19 protein-coding genes and 1 pseudogene are annotated in these 20,924 nt (G+C 69.1%); 12 read left to right on the top strand and 8 right to left on the bottom strand.

What is annotated here, in order from left to right; genetic code table 11:
* Positions 1–37: 37 nt before the first annotated feature.
* Together typA and ACFVYE_RS37475 are read right to left on the bottom strand one after the other, a co-directional pair.
* Entirely contained in the window at positions 38–1,909 is a 1,872-nt protein-coding gene (gene typA, locus ACFVYE_RS37480; protein ID WP_383973965.1) for a translational GTPase TypA, read from the bottom strand.
* 403 nt (positions 1,910–2,312) lie between these two features.
* Complete coding sequence (locus ACFVYE_RS37475; RefSeq protein WP_383973968.1) at positions 2,313–4,727, bottom strand: ABC transporter family substrate-binding protein; 2,415 nt, start codon at positions 4,725–4,727, stop codon at positions 2,313–2,315.
* A gap of 285 nt (positions 4,728–5,012) precedes the next feature.
* Here ACFVYE_RS37475 and ACFVYE_RS37470 point away from each other — a divergent pair, with 285 nt between their 5' ends.
* The 4 genes from ACFVYE_RS37470 to ACFVYE_RS37455 are packed head-to-tail and all read left to right on the top strand — an operon-like array spanning position 5,013 to position 8,815.
* Positions 5,013–5,261, top strand: a complete 249-nt coding sequence (locus tag ACFVYE_RS37470) for a hypothetical protein (RefSeq protein WP_383973971.1) — start codon at positions 5,013–5,015, stop codon at positions 5,259–5,261.
* Positions 5,262–5,270: 9 nt separating this feature from the next.
* Positions 5,271–6,122, top strand: coding sequence for a hypothetical protein (locus tag ACFVYE_RS37465; RefSeq protein ID WP_383973974.1), 852 nt, complete (start codon positions 5,271–5,273; stop codon positions 6,120–6,122).
* On the top strand, positions 6,123–8,042 hold the full coding sequence (locus tag ACFVYE_RS37460; protein ID WP_389608429.1) for a fumarate reductase/succinate dehydrogenase flavoprotein subunit: 1,920 nt from the start codon (positions 6,123–6,125) through the stop codon (positions 8,040–8,042).
* Positions 8,039–8,815: a succinate dehydrogenase/fumarate reductase iron-sulfur subunit gene (locus tag ACFVYE_RS37455; protein WP_389608428.1), complete on the top strand. Its 777-nt coding sequence runs from the start codon at positions 8,039–8,041 to the stop codon at positions 8,813–8,815. The genes ACFVYE_RS37460 and ACFVYE_RS37455 overlap by 4 nt, the downstream gene beginning before the upstream one ends.
* A 3-nt stretch (positions 8,816–8,818) precedes the next feature.
* Here the strand turns inward: ACFVYE_RS37455 and ACFVYE_RS37450 are convergent, their stop codons facing one another.
* Positions 8,819–9,373 (bottom strand): isochorismatase family protein, encoded by a 555-nt coding sequence (locus tag ACFVYE_RS37450; RefSeq protein ID WP_383973981.1) that lies wholly within the window; start codon positions 9,371–9,373, stop codon positions 8,819–8,821.
* 118 nt (positions 9,374–9,491) lie between these two features.
* Complete coding sequence (locus tag ACFVYE_RS37445) at positions 9,492–9,938, bottom strand: MarR family winged helix-turn-helix transcriptional regulator (protein WP_389608430.1); 447 nt, start codon at positions 9,936–9,938, stop codon at positions 9,492–9,494.
* Between the two features lie 204 nt (positions 9,939–10,142).
* On the opposite strand from ACFVYE_RS37445, the gene ACFVYE_RS37440 reads away from it, so the two are divergent.
* Positions 10,143–11,198, top strand: coding sequence for a LacI family DNA-binding transcriptional regulator (locus ACFVYE_RS37440; protein ID WP_383973983.1), 1,056 nt, complete (start codon positions 10,143–10,145; stop codon positions 11,196–11,198).
* 162 nt (positions 11,199–11,360) lie between these two features.
* Here ACFVYE_RS37440 and ACFVYE_RS37435 read toward each other — a convergent pair whose 3' ends face one another.
* Both ACFVYE_RS37435 and ACFVYE_RS37430 read right to left on the bottom strand, forming a co-directional pair.
* On the bottom strand, positions 11,361–11,831 hold the full coding sequence (locus ACFVYE_RS37435; RefSeq protein ID WP_383973986.1) for an NUDIX domain-containing protein: 471 nt from the start codon (positions 11,829–11,831) through the stop codon (positions 11,361–11,363).
* A 4-nt stretch (positions 11,832–11,835) separates the two neighbouring features.
* Positions 11,836–12,576, bottom strand: a complete 741-nt coding sequence (locus ACFVYE_RS37430) for an XRE family transcriptional regulator (RefSeq protein ID WP_389608427.1) — start codon at positions 12,574–12,576, stop codon at positions 11,836–11,838.
* 111 nt (positions 12,577–12,687) lie between these two features.
* Here ACFVYE_RS37430 and ACFVYE_RS37425 point away from each other — a divergent pair, with 111 nt between their 5' ends.
* Both ACFVYE_RS37425 and ACFVYE_RS37420 read left to right on the top strand, forming a co-directional pair.
* A complete protein-coding gene (locus ACFVYE_RS37425) occupies positions 12,688–12,888 on the top strand; it encodes a hypothetical protein (protein ID WP_389608426.1) in 201 nt (66 codons plus the stop codon).
* Complete coding sequence (locus tag ACFVYE_RS37420; protein WP_383973994.1) at positions 12,885–13,112, top strand: hypothetical protein; 228 nt, start codon at positions 12,885–12,887, stop codon at positions 13,110–13,112. Before ACFVYE_RS37425 ends, ACFVYE_RS37420 begins: the two co-directional genes overlap by 4 nt.
* Before the next feature lie 149 nt (positions 13,113–13,261).
* On the opposite strand, the gene ACFVYE_RS37415 is transcribed toward ACFVYE_RS37420, so the two are convergent.
* The gene (locus ACFVYE_RS37415) at positions 13,262–14,251 is read right to left on the bottom strand and encodes an acetylxylan esterase (protein ID WP_389608425.1); all 990 of its coding nucleotides are present in this window, start codon (positions 14,249–14,251) and stop codon (positions 13,262–13,264) included.
* A gap of 254 nt (positions 14,252–14,505) precedes the next feature.
* On the opposite strand from ACFVYE_RS37415, the gene ACFVYE_RS37410 reads away from it, so the two are divergent.
* From ACFVYE_RS37410 to ACFVYE_RS37390, 5 genes are all read left to right on the top strand, one after another.
* Positions 14,506–15,756 (top strand): sugar ABC transporter substrate-binding protein, encoded by a 1,251-nt coding sequence (locus tag ACFVYE_RS37410; RefSeq protein WP_383974000.1) that lies wholly within the window; start codon positions 14,506–14,508, stop codon positions 15,754–15,756.
* A 5-nt stretch (positions 15,757–15,761) separates the two neighbouring features.
* The gene (locus tag ACFVYE_RS37405; RefSeq protein ID WP_093896853.1) at positions 15,762–16,754 is read left to right on the top strand and encodes a carbohydrate ABC transporter permease; all 993 of its coding nucleotides are present in this window, start codon (positions 15,762–15,764) and stop codon (positions 16,752–16,754) included.
* Positions 16,751–17,659: a carbohydrate ABC transporter permease gene (locus ACFVYE_RS37400; protein WP_383974003.1), complete on the top strand. Its 909-nt coding sequence runs from the start codon at positions 16,751–16,753 to the stop codon at positions 17,657–17,659. Before ACFVYE_RS37405 ends, ACFVYE_RS37400 begins: the two co-directional genes overlap by 4 nt.
* A 110-nt stretch (positions 17,660–17,769) precedes the next feature.
* Positions 17,770–18,972, top strand: a complete 1,203-nt coding sequence (locus tag ACFVYE_RS37395; protein ID WP_383974006.1) for a glycoside hydrolase family 1 protein — start codon at positions 17,770–17,772, stop codon at positions 18,970–18,972.
* Positions 18,973–19,216: 244 nt separating this feature from the next.
* A complete protein-coding gene (locus ACFVYE_RS37390) occupies positions 19,217–20,686 on the top strand; it encodes a glucoamylase family protein (RefSeq protein WP_383975956.1) in 1,470 nt (489 codons plus the stop codon).
* Between the two features lie 27 nt (positions 20,687–20,713).
* Here ACFVYE_RS37390 and ACFVYE_RS37385 read toward each other — a convergent pair.
* A pseudogene (locus ACFVYE_RS37385) lies at positions 20,714–20,924 on the bottom strand (hypothetical protein); the annotation flags it as partial.

Here is a 20,924-nt window from a genome sequence, read left to right as displayed (position 1 = left end):
GAGCCGGGCCTCTCGGCGGCTGTGCTCGGATCAGGGATCAGCGCTTGGCGCGCGAAGCGGCGCGGCCGCGCTCCTTCTGGTCCAGGACGACCTTGCGGATACGCACGGTCTCCGGGGTCACCTCGATGCACTCGTCCTCGCGGCAGAACTCGAGGGACTGCTCCAGGGAGAGCTTGCGGGCCGGGACCACGTTCTCCGTGGTGTCCGCGGAAGCCGCACGCATGTTGGTGAGCTTCTTCTCCTTGGTGATGTTCACGTCCATGTCGTCGGCGCGGGAGTTCTCGCCGACGATCATGCCCTCGTAGACCTCGGTGCCGGCCTCGGTGAAGATGACACCGCGCTCCTGGAGGTTGACCATGGCGAACGGGGTCACCGAACCCGAGCGGTCCGCGACCAGCGAGCCGTTGTGACGGGTGCGCAGCTCGCCGAACCACGGCTCGTGGCCCTCGAAGATGGAGTGCGCGATGCCGGTACCGCGGGTCTGCGTCAGGAACTCCGTACGGAAGCCGATGAGGCCGCGGGACGGGACGATCCACTCCATGCGGACCCAGCCCGAACCGTGGTTCGTCATCGTCTCCATGCGGCCCTTGCGGGTCGCCATCAGCTGCGTGATCGCACCGAGGTGCTCCTCGGGGGAGTCGATCGTCATGCGCTCGATCGGCTCGTGCGTCTTGCCGTCGACCTGCTTGGTGACGACCTCCGGCTTGCCGACCGTGAGCTCGAAGCCCTCACGGCGCATCTGCTCGACGAGGATGGCCAGCGCGAGCTCACCACGGCCCTGGACCTCCCAGGCGTCGGGGCGCTCGGTGTCCAGGACGCGGAGCGAGACGTTACCGATCAGCTCGCGGTCGAGACGGTCCTTCACCTGGCGGGCGGTGACCTTGTGGCCCTTGCCGCCCTTGCCGACGAGCGGCGAGGTGTTCGTGCCGATGGTCATCGAGATGGCCGGCTCGTCGACCGTGATCAGCGGCAGCGCGATCGGGTTCTCGGGGTCGGCCAGGGTCTCGCCGATCATGATGTCCGGGATACCGGCGATGGCGCAGATGTCGCCCGGGCCCGCCTTCTCGGCCGGCTTGCGGGTGAGCGCCTCGGTCATCAGCAGCTCGGTGATGCGGACGCTGGACATCGTGCCGTCGCGCTTGATCCAGGTGACGGTCTGGCCCTTGCGCAGCTCGCCCTGCTCGACGCGGCAGAGCGCGATACGGCCGAGGAAGTTGTCGGCGTCCAGGTTGGTGACGTGGGCCTGCAGCGGGGCCTCGTCGTCGTACTCCGGGGCCGGGACGTGCGACAGGATCGTGTTGAAGAACGGCTCCAGGTTCTCGCTGTCGGCCGGGACGGTGCCGTCCTCCGGCTTGGTCAGCGAGGCGACGCCGTCACGGGCGCAGGCGTAGACGATCGGGAACTCGATCTGGTCCTCGTCCGCGTCCAGGTCCAGGAACAGGTCGTACGTCTCGTCGACGACCTCGGCGATCCGGGAGTCGGGGCGGTCCGTCTTGTTGATGCAGAGGATGACCGGCATCTTCGCGGCGAGCGCCTTGCGCAGCACGAAGCGGGTCTGCGGGAGCGGGCCCTCGGAGGCATCGACGAGCAGCACGACCGCGTCCACCATCGACAGACCGCGCTCGACCTCGCCGCCGAAGTCGGCGTGGCCGGGGGTGTCGATGATGTTGATCGTGATCGGGTCCCCGCCGTCCTTGGGGTGATACTTCACCGCCGTGTTCTTGGCGAGGATCGTGATGCCCTTCTCACGCTCCAGGTCGTTCGAGTCCATCATGCGGTCGTCGAGGTGCTCGGCGGCGTGCGCGGCGAAGGCGCCGGCCTGCTTGAGCATGGCGTCGACCAGCGTGGTCTTGCCGTGGTCGACGTGGGCGACGATGGCTACGTTACGGATGTCGTGGCGCGTGGGCATGGGTGGCTTGCGCTTCTCTCGGATCGTGGGATCAGGCGTCTCAGTCGCTCTCGGGTCCTCGTACGCCCGCCGGGCGGACGCGCCACGGCTACCCCCCATGGTACGGGGCTGGCGCGTCCCGGGCTTCCCGGCCCGATCCGCGAGACCGGTCTTAAGCCACTCTTCAACCGATATTCGGCCGGTATTACCTCAGTATCGGGGCTGTGCCAGGTGGGTGTGCGTGGCAGGAGGAGGGGATGCGGAGGGATCCGTGGGGAGATCCGTGGGGGCTCCGCAAGGCCCCGTGGGGGGCGTGTGGGGGGGCGGGCAGCTCGGGTCCGGTCGAAACACGAGCTTGCCCGCCGGAGCCCCGGCGGGCAAGGAATTTGAGCCAGTTCTGAGCTTCCGGCGCCGTTCTGACCTGCTACTTCTTCTTGTTTGCCGGAGCTCCGGCGGGCTGCGGCTTCTTGAAACCGATGTCCTGGTAGTGGGGTACGCCGAAGCCGAAGGCGCCGACGTTCGCCAGCTTTCTGTCGGTCGCCACGAGCTGTGGACGCTGATAAAGCGGAATCGATCCAGCGGCGGCCCAGATCCGGGCGTCCGCCTGTTTCATCAGATCCCGGGCGGTCCCCTCGTCGAGCTCCGAGACCGCCTGCTCGAAGAGCTGGTCGATGTGGTCCGTACCGACGCGGGTGTAGTTCTGCTCGACGAGCAGGGAGCCGTCGGTGGCCGGCACCGGCTTGGCGAAGATCGGGCGGTCGTCGGTCGCCGGGTAGGCGGTGGCGGGCCAGGAGTACAGCGCCAGGTCGTAGTCGCCGGCAGCGATGTGGTCCTGGAAGTAGCTGTCGTCGGAGACCTTGGTGATGGCCGTACTGATGCCGATCGAGTCGAGCATCGCCGCGATCTTGTCCCCGACGGCGCGCAGCGGCTCCGACCCGGGACCGGCCGGCAGGACGAAGCGCAGGCTCAGCGCCTTGCCGTCCTTGCCGAGCGGGCCGCGGCGCGCGTCGGGGGCCTGGGCGGGGGCCGCCGTGCCCGCGGGGGCGTACGCACCGGCGGCGCCGCCCGGCCGCCGGTCCTGGGCGGCGACCTCGGAGGGGACGTTCTCGGTGGTGCCCGTCTCGGTCAGGTATCCGGCCTGGCGCAGCAGAGCGGCGCTGTGGAACGCGGCGGCGGTGGCGGGGGCGAGGACCTGGGGGGCGTTGCCGGCTCCGTCGCCGGCGCCGGGCTTGTTGTCGTCGCCGACGACGGCCTGTACATCGTCGGCGGCGTGCTCGCGCCCGGGAGCGGCGTTGTCGGCCTTGCCGTCGTCGGCCTTGGCGCCGGCGCTGCTGCCGGTCCTGCCGGGCTTCTCGGACGAGGCCGCCTTGTCGCCCTTCCCGGCGGTGGTGTCCTTCTCCTTCTTGCCCTTCTTCTCGACCTCGCTGCCCGCCTTGGCGCCGTCCGGCTTCTTGATCGCACCCTCCCGCGTCCAGCCCGCGTCGGCCAGCAGCGCCTGCGCCTCCTCGGTGTCCTGGCCGCCGAGTGCGCCGCTGTTGTCCTTGTACGCCGGCTGTCCGGCCAGGGCCAGGTGGCTGCCGAGCGGTGTGGCGGGCAGGCCGAGCGGTTTGAGCACGGTGTCGACCAGTTCCTGGCGGTTCAGGGCCCGGGCGACGGCCCTGCGCACCCGCTCGTCGGCGAGCGGCCCGGACTCGCCGTTCAGTGCGAGCTGGGTGTAGGCAGGCTCCAGCGACTTGCGGACCGCATACGCGCGCAGCTTGCCCTGCTCGGCGGCGTACGCCTCGGCGGCTGCCCGGTTCTTCTCCCTGGCCGCCTGGGCGGCCGCCGCCACCTCTTCGTCCGAACCGTGCGCCTCGGCCCAGGAGCGCAGTGCGGCGGCCGGGCCGGTCCCGGACCCGGAACCGGAACCGGGGCCCTGGGCGAGCGGCTGTCCGTTGCCGCCCTTGTCGTCGGCAGCCTGCACGATCCGGTGCGCGGCTGCGGCGTCGATGTCGGCGACGTCGACCTTCCCCTCGGTCAGGGCCTCGGTGCGGTCCTGCGGCTTGACTGCCCGGAAGACCAGCGAGTCGAGCTTGGCCCGGCCGCCCCACCAGCGCGGATTGCGGACCAGGGTGACCTCGCCCTTCGCCGTGTCCACGCTGCCCAGCAGAAACGGTCCCGCAGTGGCCTTGAGAGTGGTCCGCGCACCGTCGTTGAAGGCGTCGGGGGAGCCCGTCACCTCCTTCGGGTACAGCGGGGAGAAGAGCGAGCGCCAGTCCGCGTACGGCTTGGCGAACGTGACCCGGACCTCCTGGTCGTCGGCGCCGCGCTCGATCTTCTCGATCCGCTCGTAGCCGGCGTTGCGGGCGGTCCAGAAGGCCGAGTCCTTGCCGTTCAGCGCCCGCCACTGGGCCACGAAGTCGGACGCCCCGATGTCCCGGCCGTCGCTCCACACCGCCTGCGGGTTGATCCGGTAGAGCACCACCTGCTTGGGCTCGCGCTCGACCACCTTCGCGGACTCCAGATAGTCCGGGTCCAGCTGCGGCCTGCCCTTGGCGTCCAGCGGGAAGAGCGTCGGCAGCACGGCGCCCGTGATGCGGGTCGTGGAGCTGTTCGCGTCGGCCTGGAAGGCGTTGAGGGTGGTGGGCACCGCGTCGATCGCCCAGTTGACCGTGCCCCCTGCGGCGACCAGGTTCCGGGCCGCGACCGCGATGTCCTGGGGGACGACGGCCGCGGTGGAGCCGCCGCCGTCGTCGGAGCTGCAGCCGGCCAGCACGGGGAGCGTCAGCACACCCGTCGTGAGGAGCGCGAGCGAGCGGCGCTTTCGGGCCGTCCCCCGCGGGACGCCGACGTGGGACATGGCTGATACCTCCGGGGCCGGCCCGGCCCACCCGCACGCGAATGGGCCGGATTGTGCGTTTCTGGTGGCATTTGCAGTTGATCACACTGGTTCCGTCCGTCCACTGAAGGCGCCCCCGCGCGAGAGGCGGCGCAGACACGGCGTCAACGCCCTCGAACCTCACCCGTGCGGCGGAACACCCCGCGAGACCGGGAAGGCACGCACCCTTCACAACCGGGGTGTGACGCGCGACACTCTCAGGCGCATGAACATGACCACCCGCAACTGCGGAAGTGAGAGCAAGTCATGTCACTGCACGAAGAATTGACGGCGATTCAGCACTGCCTCGACGACCTGGTCCGCAACGTCGGCCGGCTGGAGCGGAGCCTTGCGCTGCTGCGCGAGGCGGAAGCCGGGCCGGCGCCGCTCGAAGCCGCCGGTCGCACCGAACCCGTCGACGGCGTCATCACGATCAGCGAAGCGCCGTACGACGCCACCCTGTGGACGGACTCGGACGACGAAGGTCTGGGCGTCCGGGGCCGGCACGCCCCCTAGGAGAGCTCCTTGGCCACCGGTACGGAACCAGGTACGGAACCACCTCGACCGATTACGGCGGCGCCACGGACGACAGGCGTCCACCACGCCACCCGGGCCGCCATCGCCGCCCGCCATCTGCGCACCGACCGCTGGTGGCTGGCGCCGGCTCTGACGGCCGGCGGGCTGCTCGCCTTCATCGTCTACTCGACGTGGCGGGCCTTCTCGAACGCCGACTACTACGCCGCCCCCTATGTGTCGCCGTTCTACTCGCCCTGTCTGGCGGAGAACTGCGCCCCCATGCGGCACGGCCCGAACTGGGAACTCTTCGGCAGTTGGTGGGGCCTCTCCCCCGCGCTGCTGATCCTGATCTTCCCGCTCGGCTTCCGGCTGACCTGCTACTACTACCGCAAGGCCTACTACCGGGGCTTCTGGGCATCGCCCCCGGCCTGCGCGGTCGCCGAGCCGCACACGAAATACACCGGCGAGACCCGCTTCCCGCTGATCATGCAGAACATCCACCGGTACTTCTTCTACGCCGCGGTGCCGGTCGCCGGGATCCTCACGTACGACACCGTGCTCTCCTTCCGCGACGAGCACTACGCCTGGGGCCACATGGGTCTCGGCTCGCTGATCTTCCTGGCGAACATCACCCTGATCTGGGCGTACACGCTGTCCTGCCACTCCTGCCGCCACATCATCGGCGGCCGGCTGCGGCACTTCTCCAAGCACCCCGTGCGCTACCGGCTGTGGGGCTGGGCGGGCCGGCTCAACGCCCGGCACATGCTGCTCGCCTGGGCCTCGCTGATCAGCGTGGCGCTCGCCGACTTCTACGTCTATCTCGTCGCCTCCGGCGCCTTCGACGATCCGAGGTTTTTCTGAATGACAGAGCTCGAACGGCAGCAGTGGGACGTCGTCGTGGTCGGTGCCGGAGGCGCCGGGCTGCGCGCGGCCATCGAGGCGCGCGAGCGCGGGGCCCGTACCGCGGTCATCTGCAAATCGCTCTTCGGCAAGGCGCACACGGTCATGGCGGAGGGCGGAATCGCCGCGTCCATGGGCAATGTGAACTCCGGGGACAACTGGCAGGTGCACTTCCGCGACACCATGCGCGGCGGGAAGTTCCTCAACCAGTGGCGGATGGCTGAGCTGCACGCCAAGGAGGCGCCCGACCGGGTCTGGGAGCTGGAGACCTGGGGCGCGCTCTTCGACCGTACGCCGGACGGAAAGATCTCCCAGCGCAACTTCGGCGGCCATGAGTACCCGCGCCTCGCGCACGTCGGGGACCGTACCGGCCTCGAACTGATCCGGACCCTCCAGCAGAAGATCGTCTCGCTGCAACAGGAGGACTACCGCGAACACGGCGACTACGAAGCCCGGTTGAAGGTCTTCCAGGAGTGCACCGTCACCCGCGTCCTCAAGGATGGGCAACGGGTCTCCGGCACCTTCTGCTACGAGCGCGAGTCCGGCCGCTTCTTCGTGCTCGAAGCCCCCGCGGTCGTCCTCGCCACCGGCGGCATCGGCAAGTCCTTCAAGGTGACGTCGAACTCCTGGGAGTACACCGGCGACGGCCACGCCCTCGCGCTGCTGGCGGGCGCACCCCTGCTGAACATGGAGTTCGTGCAGTTCCACCCGACCGGCATGGTCTGGCCCCCGTCGGTGAAGGGGATTCTCGTCACCGAATCGGTGCGCGGCGACGGCGGGGTACTGCGCAACTCCGAGGGCAAGCGGTTCATGTTCGACTACGTCCCCGATGTGTTCAAGGAGAAGTACGCACAGTCGGAGGAGGAGGGCGACCGCTGGTACGAGGACCCGGACCACAACCGCCGCCCGCCCGAGCTGCTGCCGCGCGACGAGGTCGCCCGCGCCATCAACTCCGAGGTGAAGGCGGGCCGCGGCTCGCCGCACGGCGGGGTGTTCCTGGATGTGTCGACCCGGATGCCCGCGGACACGATCCGGCGGCGGCTGCCTTCGATGTACCACCAGTTCAAGGAGCTGGCGGATGTCGACATCACGGCGGAGGCGATGGAGGTCGGCCCGACCTGTCACTACGTGATGGGCGGGATCGCCGTCGACTCCGACACCGCGGCCGCGGTGGCCGTGCCCGGTCTGTACGCGGCGGGCGAGGTCGCCGGCGGCATGCACGGATCCAACCGGCTCGGTGGGAACTCCCTCTCCGACCTGCTGGTCTTCGGGCGGCGGGCCGGGCTGCACGCCGCCGAGTACGCGGACGCCATCGGCGCCCCGCCGGTGGTGGACAACGAGCAGATAGACGCGGCAGCGGCGGAGGCCCTGCGTCCGTTCAGCGCCGGGGAGCCGGATACGGCCGGGGAGCCCGCGGAGAATCCGTACACCCTCCACCAGGAACTCCAGCAGACCATGAACGACCTGGTCGGCATCATCCGGCGGGCGCCCGAGATGGAGCAGGCCCTGGAGAAACTGGCCACGCTGCGGCTACGGGCACGGCGCGCCGGCATCGAGGGACACCGGCAGTTCAACCCCGGCTGGCACCTCGCCCTGGACCTGCGGAACATGCTGCTGGTCAGCGAGTGCATCGCCCGGGCCGCGCTGGAGCGTACGGAGAGCCGCGGCGGTCACACCCGCGAGGACTGTCCGGCGATGGAACGCTCCTGGCGCCCGGCCAATCTGCTGTGCCGGCTGGCCGACGAGGCTGCCCAGGATGCGTCGGACGGCCGGATCGAACTCGTACGGAAGACGACCGAACCCATCCGTCCGGATCTGCTCTCCCTCTTCGAGAAGGAGGAGCTGGTCAAGTACCTGGCCGAAGAGGAGCTGTACCAGTGAGCAGCTACAACGCGCAGTTCAGGGTGTGGCGCGGGGACCCGGACGGCGGTGACCTGGAGGACTTCGAGGTCGAGGTGAACGACGGCGAGGTCGTCCTCGACATCATCCACCGGATCCAGTCCACCCAGGCGGGCGATCTGGCGGTGCGCTGGAACTGCAAGGCGGGCAAGTGCGGTTCGTGCAGCGCGGAGATCAACGGCAGGCCGCGGCTGATGTGCATGACACGCATGTCGGTGTTCGGCCGCGAGGAGACGATCACGGTCACCCCGCTGCGGGCCTTCCCGGTCGTCCGCGATCTGGTGACGGATGTGACGTTCAACTACGCCAAGGCACGGGAAGTGCCCGCCTTCGTACCCCCGCAGGGGGTGAAGGCGGGCGACTACCGGATGCAACAGGTCGACGTGGACCGCTCGCAGGAGTTCCGCAAGTGCATCGAGTGCTTCCTGTGCCAGGACACCTGCCATGTGGTGCGCGACCACGAGGAGAACAAGACGGCGTTCGCCGGACCGCGCTTCCTGATGCGGATCGCCGAGCTGGACATGCACCCCCTGGACGCCGCCGCCGAGTCGGGACTCGACCGGAAGGCGACGGCCCAGGAGGAGCACGGGCTCGGCTACTGCAACATCACGAAGTGCTGTACGGAGGTGTGCCCCGAACACATCAAGATCACCGACAATGCGCTGATCCCGCTGAAGGAACGGGCCGTGGACCGCAAGTACGACCCGTTGGTGTGGCTGGGCAACAAGATCGGCCGGCGCGGGGACCGGACGTGAAGGTCAGCCGAGCAGCTTGACGATCGCCTCGGTGGTGTCCGTCTCGCCGAGCCTCGGGAAGATCTTCTCGACGCTGTTGCGGTGGGTGTCGGCGTCCAGGTCGGTGACGGCGTCCGTGACGACGGTGACGTGGTAGCCGTACTCGTGGGCGGAGCGGGCGGTGGACTCGACGCCGATGCTGGTCGCCACGCCCGTGACGACGACCTGGGTGACGCCGAGGCGGCGCAGCTGGAGGTCGAGGTCGGTGCCGTAGAAGGCGCCCCAGGTGCGCTTGGTGACCACGATGTCGCCCTCGCGCGGGCCGAGCTCGGGCACGATGTCCGCCCAGTCGGCGGCCGGCTGCCCGGACTGAGCCGGGCCCTCGTTCCGGCCGGGGGCGCCGCCGGTGACACGGACCAGGACGACCGGGAGGCCCTTGGCGCGGAAGGCGTCGGCGAGGGTCGCGGAGTTGGCGACGGCGTCGGCGGCGGGGTGGGGGGCGGTGGACCGGCTGACGATGCCCTTCTGAAGGTCGACGACGACCAGGGCGGTCTTCGGGTCCAGGGTGGTGGCGGTCATGATGACGCTCCTCCGAGAGGGACTGTTCGATCGGTGAGGGTTTCCGGTGCGGGTACGGGAGGCGGCGCCGCCTTCCGTATCGCTTCCGGGGGCGCCTCGCGGCCGGGCGGTTGACCGGTCACTTCCCGACCAGTCGGTCGAGCAGATCGGTGGCCTCGGCGACCGTGCGGCGTTCGGCCCCGTCGAGCTCGGCGGCGATGGCCTCGGCGAGCCAGTTGTGCTTGGCGGTCCGGACCGCGGCGAGCGCCGTGAGTCCGGTCTCCGTGATCGACATCACCGACTTCCGGCCGTCGGTCGGATCGGGTGCCCGCTCGACGAGCCCCTGGCTCTCCAGTGCGCCGAGAGTCAGCCGCATGGACTGCGGACGCACGTACTCGGCACGGGCCAGCGCGGCCGTGGTGGCCGGGCCCTCACGCTCCAGTCCGGCGAGCACCGAGCGCTGCGTCGGAGTGAGCAGGCTGTCCGACGAGGTGGTGCGCAGCCGCCGCAGCAGTCGGCTGACCACTGCGGTGAGCCGCGTCGCCAGTTGCTCGGCGCTCAGCTCGGCATCAGGGTCGGCGGGCATGGCTTCGGTCGGTTCCGGCATTCCTTCAGCGTAGAAGATGTACAGGCCATCTTGCAAGGTTGCCTGTCTATCTTTCAGCCAGGGAGCGGGGACGGTCTTGCTCGTCACACGGCCCGCGATCTAGGGTGAATGCGCTTTCAAAAGAGGGTGGTACGTGCAACAGCAGGTGCTTCGGTACGGAAGAAGAAGCGGACGGTCGGTCGAGTGAGCGCCCCAACGGTGTACGACGTCGCCGAGCGGTCGGGCGTCTCCATTGCCACGGTCTCGCGGGTCTACCGCACCCCCGATTCGGTCCGTGCCCAGACCCGCGAGCGGGTCCTCGAAGCCGCCCGCCAGCTCGGTTACGTACCCAGCGGGAACGCCCGGGGCCTGGCCAGCCGGACCACCGGCGTGCTCGGTCTCTGCTTCCCCGACTACGCCGACGCCGACGCCGAGGCCGACGCGGAGGCGGACAGCGACGCCGACGACGCGGTGATGCTCTACTCCGACCAGATCATCCGCGGCATGGAGCGGGCGGCGCGCCGGCACGGTTACGCGCTGCTGATCGCCGCCTCGCTGGAGGGCGGGCCCGAGAGCCTCGTCGCGAAGGTCGCGGGACGGGTCGACGGCTTCGCGGTACTGGCGCAGACCGTGCCGACCGAGGACCTCGAAGTGATTTCGCGCCGGCTGCCGGTGGTGATGCTCGCCGGACCTCGCGAGATCGACCATCTCGACCACATCGTCGTCGCGAACGCCGACGGGGAGCGCGAGCTGGCCCGTCATCTCATCGAGGACCACGGGCTGCGCAGGCTCGCCTTCGTCGGGGGCGATGTCGACTCGCCGGACGCCGAGGCGCGCTTCCTCGGCTTCCAGGAGGCGTGCCGCGACGCCGGGCTGCCGGTGCCGGACGAGCCGGACCTGCGGGCCGAGATGATGACGCAGGCCGAGGGCGCGCGGGCCGCGGAGGCACTGCTCGACCGGGAGACCGAATGGCCACAGGGCGTGCTGTTCGCCAATGACCAGATGGCGGTGGGCGCACTGCGCGCACTGGAGCGGCGCGGGGTGCGGGTGCCCGAGGACATCGCGGTGACCGGCTTCGACGGAATTCCGCTGAGCCGGATCGTACGGCCGCCACTGACGACCGTACGCCAGCCGATCCGCCAACTCGGCGAACAGGCCGTCGAGTTGCTGGTGCAGCGCCTGGGCAGCAGCGGGCGCGAACCGGTATCGCTCATGCTCCCGGTATCCCTGATCCGCCGCGCGAGCTGCGGCTGCGGCTGACGGGGACGCCACACGCAAGCGCGGGCAGATCGAGCCCGTCCGGCCCCTGAGACGAAGCCCTCGCCGTTCGAGCCGGCCCGAGGGCGAACCCACCGGTGTTTGCGCCGGAATCGGCCCCTGGAAGGCCACGCGAGTTCCAAGGAAGGTTCGGCCGGAGCGCCGCTACCCCAGGTAGGGGGCAGAGCGGCACTCCAGGAAATGGCGCAGCCGAAGGCGCTGCGTGTGATGCATGGGCAGCGAGTCGAGTTCTGCCGGTTTCACGAAGCGCAGTTCCGTGCTCTCGTCCGAGATGGCCGGCGCACCCCCGGTGATGCGCGCGGTGAAGCAGACGTTGAACTGTCGCCTCACCTCCCCGTCGCTGTACTCGATGATGTGCCGGGGGTCGGTGTACATGCCGACCAGCCCCGTGACCTCCACGTCGAATCCGGTCTCCTCCTTGACCTCGCGGACGGCCGTGCCGGGCAGCGAATCGCTCAGGTCCATGCCTCCGCCAGGCAGGGCCCACAGGTCGTTGTCCCGGCGGCGTTGCAGGAGGATGCGGCCCTCGCTGTCGGCTACGACCGCCGAGGCTGCCACGACCATGCTGTTCGGCTTGGGCGCGTGGGGATCGTCGTAGTACTCGGTCCGGGCCATCGGATCACTCCTCCACGGGACGCGCTGTCTGCCACACGGCGTTGAAACTGTCCGCGTAGGTGTCGAACAAGCCTCCGTCGCCATGGCGGCGAAGGTGCCACACGGGCGCACCGTACGCGTTCACGCCCCAGACGTGGGCATTGACCAACACCTGGTTGTCCGCCCGGAACAGGCTGTTGTAGAGCGTCGTGGAGTGTGTCCGCAGTTCAATCCCTGGTACGTCGGCCAGCGGCCGGTAGTGCAGGAGAGCGAGTCGACAGCGCGATTCGATACCGTGCCCGAACTTCTCTTCCCGCCCTCGCTGTTGCACGTTTTCGCTGTCGGCGTCGCCTACCGCGATCCGGACCTCGCACCCGTCGGCAGCACGCTCCCGGAGAAGATCGTTCAGCCGGGGAAACGCCTCGTGCAGGAACACTGCCGCGTAGACCAGCATGTCGATCCGCTCACGTGCCACCCCGAGGAGGTCCACGAACACTGATACCGGAAGGTCTGCCCGCTGGTCGTAGAGAGCGACGAGCTCCGGACTGACGGCCCGTGCCGCGCGTGCCTGTCGGAGCGCCGGCCAGAGTGCATGGACGTCCTCGCCCAAGGTCTCGGCGGCCTGCAGCGCCGTGGCCCGTCGAGGAGTGCGCCCGAGGTTGACCCACCGTTCCACGCTCTTGGGGTCCACGCCCGTGACGCTCGCAAGGGCGGCATGAGTCCACCCGCCGGATGCCATGACGGCTCTTAACCGCTCGTTCTGCATATGGACGTTCTACATGCCGCGGGACGTCCCGAAGTGGGAAACGTACGAGGTTCCACCGTCCCGGTGACCAGCACGACGATCTCGTCATCAGCGGCGGTGAAAGGACACGGCATGGCACGGGGACTGTGGCAGCAGGTCGAACAGCGCAATCCCTTTCCCGCGCCGGACCCCGAGCCGGAAGACCCCGGCTGCGATGTGTGCACGGCGCTGCTGGCGCAGCGCACCGAGTGCTATCGGCTGCGAGACCTCTCCGGTGTCGTGGATTGCAACGTCGAGATCCGTCAGCACCCCCACGGGAGGGACGACCAATGACGCACACCGTGTATCGCTACGTGCCGCACACGATCCGGCACGCCCTCGATGGCAGGGTGGCATTCGAGGCATTCTGTGTCGCTGATGGCTGCGGAGCCGAATCCGGCGCCCGGGACGAGCAGGCCGGGGCCCAGGACTGGGCGCTCGGCCACAGCGGGCGCACCGGGCACGACCTGTTCCGGCGGGTGGTGACGGATCACGCCCGGGTGACTCGCGACGAGTAGGTCGCGGTCCGCTGAGCGGTGGCGATCAGCACAGCCCAGCGCGCAGGCCCTCGCCCCGCTCGCACCGCCGGTCGCGTGTGGGCTGGGCTCCGACGTGCGATGCCACGGGCGGCAAGGGCCGCAACCCCGGCCACCACCCCGCCCCGACGTCACCGCCCCAGCCGCGCCCCGAAGAACCCCCGCCGGGCCGCCCGCAGCTCCGCCACCTCCGCCACCAGCCCCTCGTGCTCGAAGTGCCCCGCGCTCAGCACCCGCAGCTCGCGCTCACCGGCCAGCGCGTTGTGCACGGCGAACTGTCCCGGCGGCGGCACCGAGGGATCGAAGAGCGCCGCAGCCACCAGAGTGGGCAGCTCCAGCCGCGTCGCAGCCGTGGCGGCGTCGAAGTACCGCAGCACCTCGGTGACCTCGGGGTGCTCCCGGCGGTAGCCCCGCACCGCTTCCCCGCTCCCCACACACGGCAGCGTGAGCCGCAACGGATGATTGCCGAAGGTCGGCACCGTCAGCTGCGCGGCCCCGAACCGGTCGTCCCAGGGCAGAGCCAGCGCACCGAGCCCGCCGCCGAAGCTCTCTCCGAGGTATCCGAGCCGCGCTCCGCCCTCCCCGGGCGCCAGTTCCGGCACCAGTTCGTGCAGCGCAGACGCCGCGCACCACAGGTCCGCCACGCAGTCGCCGATCACATAGCGCTCGCGCGACTCGATGCCGTGCAGCACATGGCCGTCGGCCACGTCCGGGATGCCCGGACGCAGGCCACGCGCTCCCATGCCCCGTACGCACGGCAGGATCGCCGCTGCCCGGGGCAATGGCAGCGGCACGTCGGAGCCCGGCTCCTGCCGGCCTCCGTAACCGTGCCCGATGACGAATCCGTACTCCGCGCCCCCCTCGGCGGGCAGCGCGACCCAGCCCCCGAGCCGCGCCCCGCCCACCGACGTGAACGTCACGCCGTGAATCCGTACACCGTCGCGCTCGTCCTCCAGCGGGCCGATCTCCGGCTCCGTGGCGACCTTGCGGGCCTCCTCGTACCGGGCCCGCCAGAAGGCGTCGAAGTCGTCCGGGGCGGCGGGAGCGGGGATGAGCAGCAGGTCGTCGAGCGTGCGCCCGTAAGCCGGATCGAAGGGGAAGTCATGTTCGAACGGAGTCATGATCACGACAATATCGCCCCCCACCCATGCCGGTGCAGACCATTGAGCACGCGGATCAACACCGCGAAATAGGTCACATCGTTTCCAATTTCACAAACGTCGCGCATACCGTGCCAAGTTGAACATTCAGATGTCCAGCACGTTGCACGAGTGTGACCTAGCACCCTCTTGCGGATTCCTGAATCTCTGTCGCAGAGTGATGTATGCGCTTACAGGCAGCGCATACATTCGGATTGCTCGAGGAGGAGCCCTCCATGCCCCGCACCGCCAGAAACGCCTCGATCGGTATCGCAGTCGCAGCCGCGCTCACTTTCGGCATCACCGCGTGCGGCAGTTCCGGTGGCGACGACGTCGCCGCGGACAAGAAGCAGACGATCACCGTCTGGGCCATGGGGGCCGAGGGCGAGAAGCTCGCAGATGTGGCCAAGGTCTACGAGAAGGCCAACCCGAACATCACCGTCAAGGTGACCCCGGTCGGCTGGGACGTCGCCCACCAGAAGCTGGTCTCCGCGGCCGCCGCCGGCACGCTGCCGGACGTGGCCCAGATGGGCGGGACCTACATGGGCGAGTTCGCCGAGCTCGGCGTTCTGGAGCCGGTCGACACCAAGACGTTCGACGAGAAGGACTTCTTCGCATCCGGCTGGAAGGAGGGCGAGGTGGACGGTCAGGCGTACGGCGTGCCGTGGTACGTCGACACCCGCGTCCTCTACTACCGCACCGACCTGGCCGAGAAGGCCGGCGTCACCAAGGCTCCGACCGACTGGAAGGAGATGCAGGACCTCGCGACGGCCTACCAGAAGAAGGCCGGAACCAAGTGGGGCCTGTCCATCCAGCCCAGCGGCCTGGACACGGTGCAGAACTTCTACTCCTTCCTGTACTCGGCCGGCGGCGAGATCGTCAACGACAAGGGCGAAGTTGTCATCGACAGCCCCGAGGCCGTCAAGGCGCTCAAGGAGTACGGCTCGTACTTCGACAAGGGGCTCTCCAACAAGTCCGTGCAGCCCGGCTACGACGTGGTGAAGGACTTCGGCAACGGCCGCGTCCCGATGTTCTTCGGCGGCCCTTGGCACGTCACCCTGCTGAACGAGGGCCAGCCGCAGATCAAGGGCAAGTGGGCGGTGGCCAATGTGCCCGCCGACAAGTCCTCGGTCTCCATGGCCGGCGGCTCCTCCCTGGTGATCTCCAAGGACAGTGAGCACAAGGCTGCCGCCACCGAGTTCATCAAGTACCTGACGGACACCGAGGGCCAGGCCGACTGGTACAAGCGCACCAAGGACCTGCCGGCCAACACCTCGGCCTGGACCTCCGGCGACCTCGCCGACGACGCCGGCCTCCAGGTCTTCAAGAAGCAGATGGACACCGCCAAGTCCTCCCCGTCGCTGTCCAACTGGGCGGAGATCACCGACAAGGTCGACCAGGCCATCGCCAAGGTCACCCAGGGCAAGGCGTCCGCCGAGGACGCCCTCAAGACGGCCCAGTCCGAAATCGAAGGCCTCGTGAAGTAGGAGTCATGCGCACCATGACCTCAAAGGCCGCTCAGCCGGCCAAGGTGCAGGCCGGGCCGGGGGCTTCCGAGTCCCCGGCCACCGGGCCCGCAGGTCGCCGGGGTGGCAAGAAGTCCTCGATGGGTGTGCAGAACCTGGCCGGCTGGCTGTTCTCCACTCCCTTCCTCGTCCTCTTCCTCGTCTTCATGGCGTTCCCGATCCTCGCGACGCTGGTGATGAGCTTCACCGACTTCGGGCTGCGCAATGTGACGCACCCGATGGACGCGAACTTCATCGGCTTCGAGAACTACGTCAATCTTTTCAGCGACGACAAGTTCCTCAAGTCGCTGTTCAACACGGCGTACTTCGTGGTGATCGGCGTCCCGCTGACGATCTTCCTCGGGCTGGTCGTCGCCGTACTGCTGAACAACGGCATCGACCGGGCGCGGACCTTCTTCCGCGTCGGCTTCTACGCCCCGGTGGTCACGACCATCGTCGCGGTCGCCGTGGTCTGGCGGTTCGTGCTCGACCCGAGCGACGGGCTGGTCGCGGGTCTCTTCTCCGAAGTGGGCCTCACCTCGCCCGACTTCCTGGGCTCCGAGACGCTCGCCATGCCCTCGATGATCGCGATGGCGGTCTGGCGCAACCTCGGCACGGTCATGGTGCTCTTCATCGCCGGTCTGCAGGCCATTCCCACCGAGGTACGGGAGGCCGCGCGGCTGGACGGTGCCGGTGTCTGGCAGGAGTTCAAGGGCATCACCGTGCCCCTGCTGCGGCCCACGCTGCTCTACGCCACGGTGATCACGACCATCGGCTACCTCAATGTCTTCGAGGAGCCGTTCGTGATGACCCAGGGCGGTCCCTCGGACTCCACGCTCACGGTCTCGCTGAACATGTACCGCGAGGGCTTCAACTTCTTCCACATGGGCTATGCGAGTGCCATGGCGTATGTCCTCTTCGTAGTGATCATGGGCATCACGGTGCTGCAGCTCCGACTGCTGAAGGACAACACGAAATGAGCGCCACCAGTGCACCGGGCGCCGTCTCGACGGCGCCGTCGAAGAAGCCCGGGGACACACGGCCGTCCGAGGCGAAGAAGCCCCGCAACCTGAAGCGTCCCCTCGTCTACGTCCTGCTCTCGGTCGGTCTGCTGATCATGTCGGCGCCGTTCCTGTGGATGGCGCTCTCGGCCTTCAAGACGCAGGCGGAGCTGACGGCCAGCCCGCCCGTGTGGATCCCGACCGAGTGGACCCTGGAGAACTTCCGGAACCTGCTCGACAAGCTGGATCTGCCGCTGTACTTCATGAACTCGGTCATCGTGGCGGTGCTGGTCACCGTCTCGAACCTGGTGTTCTGCTCGATGCTCGGGTACGCCCTGGCCAAGCTGAACTTCGCCGGACGCAACAAGATCTTCGGCCTGGTTCTCGGCGCCCTGATGGTGCCCGGCAACCTGATGCTGCTGCCGCTCTTCGTGCTGATGAGCAGGCTGCACCTGATCGACTCGTACGCCGGTCTGGTGCTGCCGTTCGCCGCCGGAGCCTTCGGCGTCTTCCTGATGCGGCAGTTCATGCAGTCGATCCCGGACGAGCTGCTGGAAGCGGCCCGGATGGACGGCGCCGGTGAGTGGTACATCTTCTGGCGGATCGTGATGCCGCTGGTGAAGCCCGCCCTCGCGACGCTCTCGATCTTCACGTTCCTGGGCTCCTGGAACAACTTCGTCTGGCCGCTCATCGCGACCAACGACCCCGACAAGTACACCCTCCCGGTCGCCCTGGCCACCTTCGCCACCGACCCCAACAAGGCGGGCGGATCCAACGGCATGCTGATGGCCGGATCCCTGCTGGTCGTCCTGCCTGTCGTGGTCCTGTTCATCGCTCTCCAGCGGCACTTCACCCAGGGCATCGCGACGGCCGGCATGAAGTAGCCGTCCCCCTGGGCAGGCCGGCCCGTCCCGGCCGCCCCACCGAAACGTACGAGGCCGCACCCCACACCCCCGACGGCCACACCCCTTCATCACCAGAAAGACAGTTTGCGATGACTCACACCCAGGTCCCGTTCCCCGAAGGCTTCCTGTGGGGTGCCTCCACGGCCGCCCATCAGATCGAGGGCAACAACACCAACAGCGACTGGTGGGTCAAGGAGCACGCCGCGGGCACCCACATCCAGGAGCCCAGCCTGGACGCCTGCGACAGCTACCACCGCTGGCACGAGGACATGGACGTGCTCGCCGGACTGGGCTTCACCGACTACCGGTTCTCCATCGAGTGGGCGCGCATCGAACCGGCCGAGGGCCAGTTCTCCCGGGCCGAACTCGCCCACTACCGCCGCATGGTCGAGGGCGCCGTCGAGCGCGGCCTGCGCCCCATGATCACCCTGCACCACTTCACCGTGCCGCAGTGGTTCGAGGCGCGCGGCGGCTGGACCGCCGACGGCGCGGTCGAGCTCTTCGCCCGCTACGTCGCGGCCTGTGCACCGGTGATCGGCGAGGGCGTCAGCCACGTCTGCACCATCAATGAGCCGAACATGATCGCCGTGATGGCGGGCCAGGCCAAGCGTGGCGACAACAGCTTCCCGCCCGCCGGTCTGCCGACCCCCGACGACGAGACCACCCAGGCCGTCATCGCCGCGCACCACGCGGCCGTCAAGGAGGTCAGGGCGATCGGTGCCGGCATCCAGGTCGGCTGGACCATCGCCAACCAGGTCTACCAGGCCCTGCCCGGCGCCGAGGAGGTCACCGCGGCCTACCGTCACCCCCGCGAGGACATCTTCATCGAGGCCGCCCGCGGCGACGACTGGATCGGTGTGCAGTCCTACACCCGGACCAAGATCGGCACCGAGGGACCCATACCCACGGCCGAAGGCGTCGAGCGCACCCTCACGCAGTGGGAGTACTACCCCTCCGCTGTCGGCTACGCGCTGCGCCACACCGCCGAGGTCGTCGGCAAGGACGTACCGCTGATCGTGACCGAGAACGGCATCGCGACCGACGACGACAGCCGCCGGATCGACTACTACACCGGCGCGCTGAACGAGGTCGCGTCCGCGCTGGAGGACGGCCTGAACATCCAGGGCTACCTGGCCTGGAGCGCGCTCGACAACTACGAGTGGGGCTCCTACAAGCCGACCTTCGGTCTGATCGGCTGGAACCCGGAGACCTTCGAGCGCCTGCCCAAGCCGTCCGCCGTCTGGCTGGGCGAGATGGGCCGCACGCGCGCGCTGCCGCGCATCGCCGACTGACGTCGGCCCCCGACCGGGAGCGACCTGACAGCTCCCGCCCGTACGGGAACCGGCGGTACCTGACGGACGCCGGTTCCCGTACAGCTCCGCCCGCGTGCGGCGCCGCACGTGTTCCAGCCCCGCCCACGTGCGGCGCCGGCGCGGGTGCCGTGCGTATCACGGCGCCCCGCGCCTCAGTCACGACCGACGAACGAAATCCGCCCACCGCCCACAGTCGGTGGCTCTTCTTCTTCGAGAGGTTCTGATGGACCGTCGCACGTTTCTCACCGCCGCGGGAACAGGGGCTGCCGCCCTGTCCCTCGGAGCCGTATCCGCGCCGTCGGCAGGCGCCGCGCAATCCGTGCGCGGCTCGGACTCACCACTGCTCCTGCGCTGGTTCCGCGACACCTACCGCTCGATCGAGGCGATGACGACCGACTTCGGTCTCGCCGTCGACAAGATCGACGTCAGCGGCACCGCCCCCGTCCAGTCGCGCCAGACGTCCCCCACCAACATCGGCTGCGGCCTCTGGTCGACCGTCGCCGCGGCCGGGCTCGGCGTGATCAGCGATGCCACGATGGAACGCAGGCTGGAACGCACCGTCGGGGCCGTCGAGAAGCTGGAGCGCCACCACGGCTTCTGGCTCAACTGGTACGACGCGCACGACGGTTCGGTCCTGACCCAGTGGCCCGGCAGCGGCGACCCCGTGCGTCCGTTCCTCTCCTCCGTCGACAACGCCTGGCTGATCACCGGTCTGCGCATCGCCGCCGACGCCTCGCCCGCCCTGCGCCCCCGCATCGCCCGCATCCTGGCCACCGCCGACTGGTCGTACTACTACACGCCGTACGACCCGGCCGACCCCGTCGCAGGCCCCGGTCAGCTGCGCGGCGGGTTCTGGACCGACACCGAGGAGCCCACCGGCCATCACTACGGCGCGCTCAACACCGAGCCCCGCATGGCCAGTTACCTGGGCCTCGCGGACGGCTCGCTGCCCACCGACCACTACTGGCACCTGCTGCGCACGATGCTCCCCGAGAACGGGCAGGAGCAGCACCCGCAGGGGAGCTACGTCACCATGGACGGCGTACGCGTCTGGCAGGGGCACTACACCCACCGCGGCCGGAAGATCGTCCCCACCTGGGGCGGGTCGATGTTCGAGGCCCTGATGGTGCCGCTGTTCGTGCCGGAGCCGGAGTGGTCGCCGCGGTCCTGGGGCCTCACGCACCGGCGCTACGTCCGCAGCCAGATCGAACACGGCATGAAGGAAGCGGAGTACGGGTACTGGGGCTTCTCCCCCGCCAACATTCCCGAGGGCGGGTACCAGGAGTACGGCGTCGACGCGATCGGCATGCAGGTCGACGGATACGCCTCCAACACCGACCGTACGTACACCACGGACGGTGAGCTGCTGCCGCCTCCCTCGGCGTTCACCAACGGTGTGGTCACCCCGCACGCCTCCTTCCTCGCCCTGCCCTACGCGCCGGACGAGGCGATCGCCAACCTGCGTGCGCTCGACCGTGACTTCGGTGCCTACCACGCCGGATACGGATTCCGGGACTCCGTCAACGTCGGCACCGGGCGGGTCAGTGACTACATGCTCGCTCTCGACCAGGGCATGATCGCCGCGGCGCTGGCCCAGGCGATCCGTCCGGGTCTGCTGCAGCGGCCGTTCCGGACCGGTGGGTTCCGGTCGAAGGTGCGTCCGCTGCTCGCCAAGGAGCGCTTCTCCATCTGATCTGCCCTGTGGCGGCGTGCCCGGAGATCAGTTCCAGCCCTTCCGGTACGCCGCCCAGTCGCCGTCCCGCGCCGCGAAGTCGACATAGAGCGCGACCCCGAACCGTTCCCGGCCGCGGTCCGTGCGCCCCAGCCCCAGTCTGGTGCCCCCGACCGCGGCCCCGCCCCTGTCCCCCGACTCGGGGGGTGCGAGGTCGTTCTCGGGGGACATCGGCAGGCCCAAAAGCCGATACCTCACC

The organism is Streptomyces sp. NPDC058239 (assembly GCF_042882185.1).
Classification (GTDB): domain Bacteria; phylum Actinomycetota; class Actinomycetes; order Streptomycetales; family Streptomycetaceae; genus Streptomyces.
The sequence above is the reverse complement of the archived record's forward strand: the minus strand, read 5'-3'. Positions and strand labels throughout refer to the sequence as shown.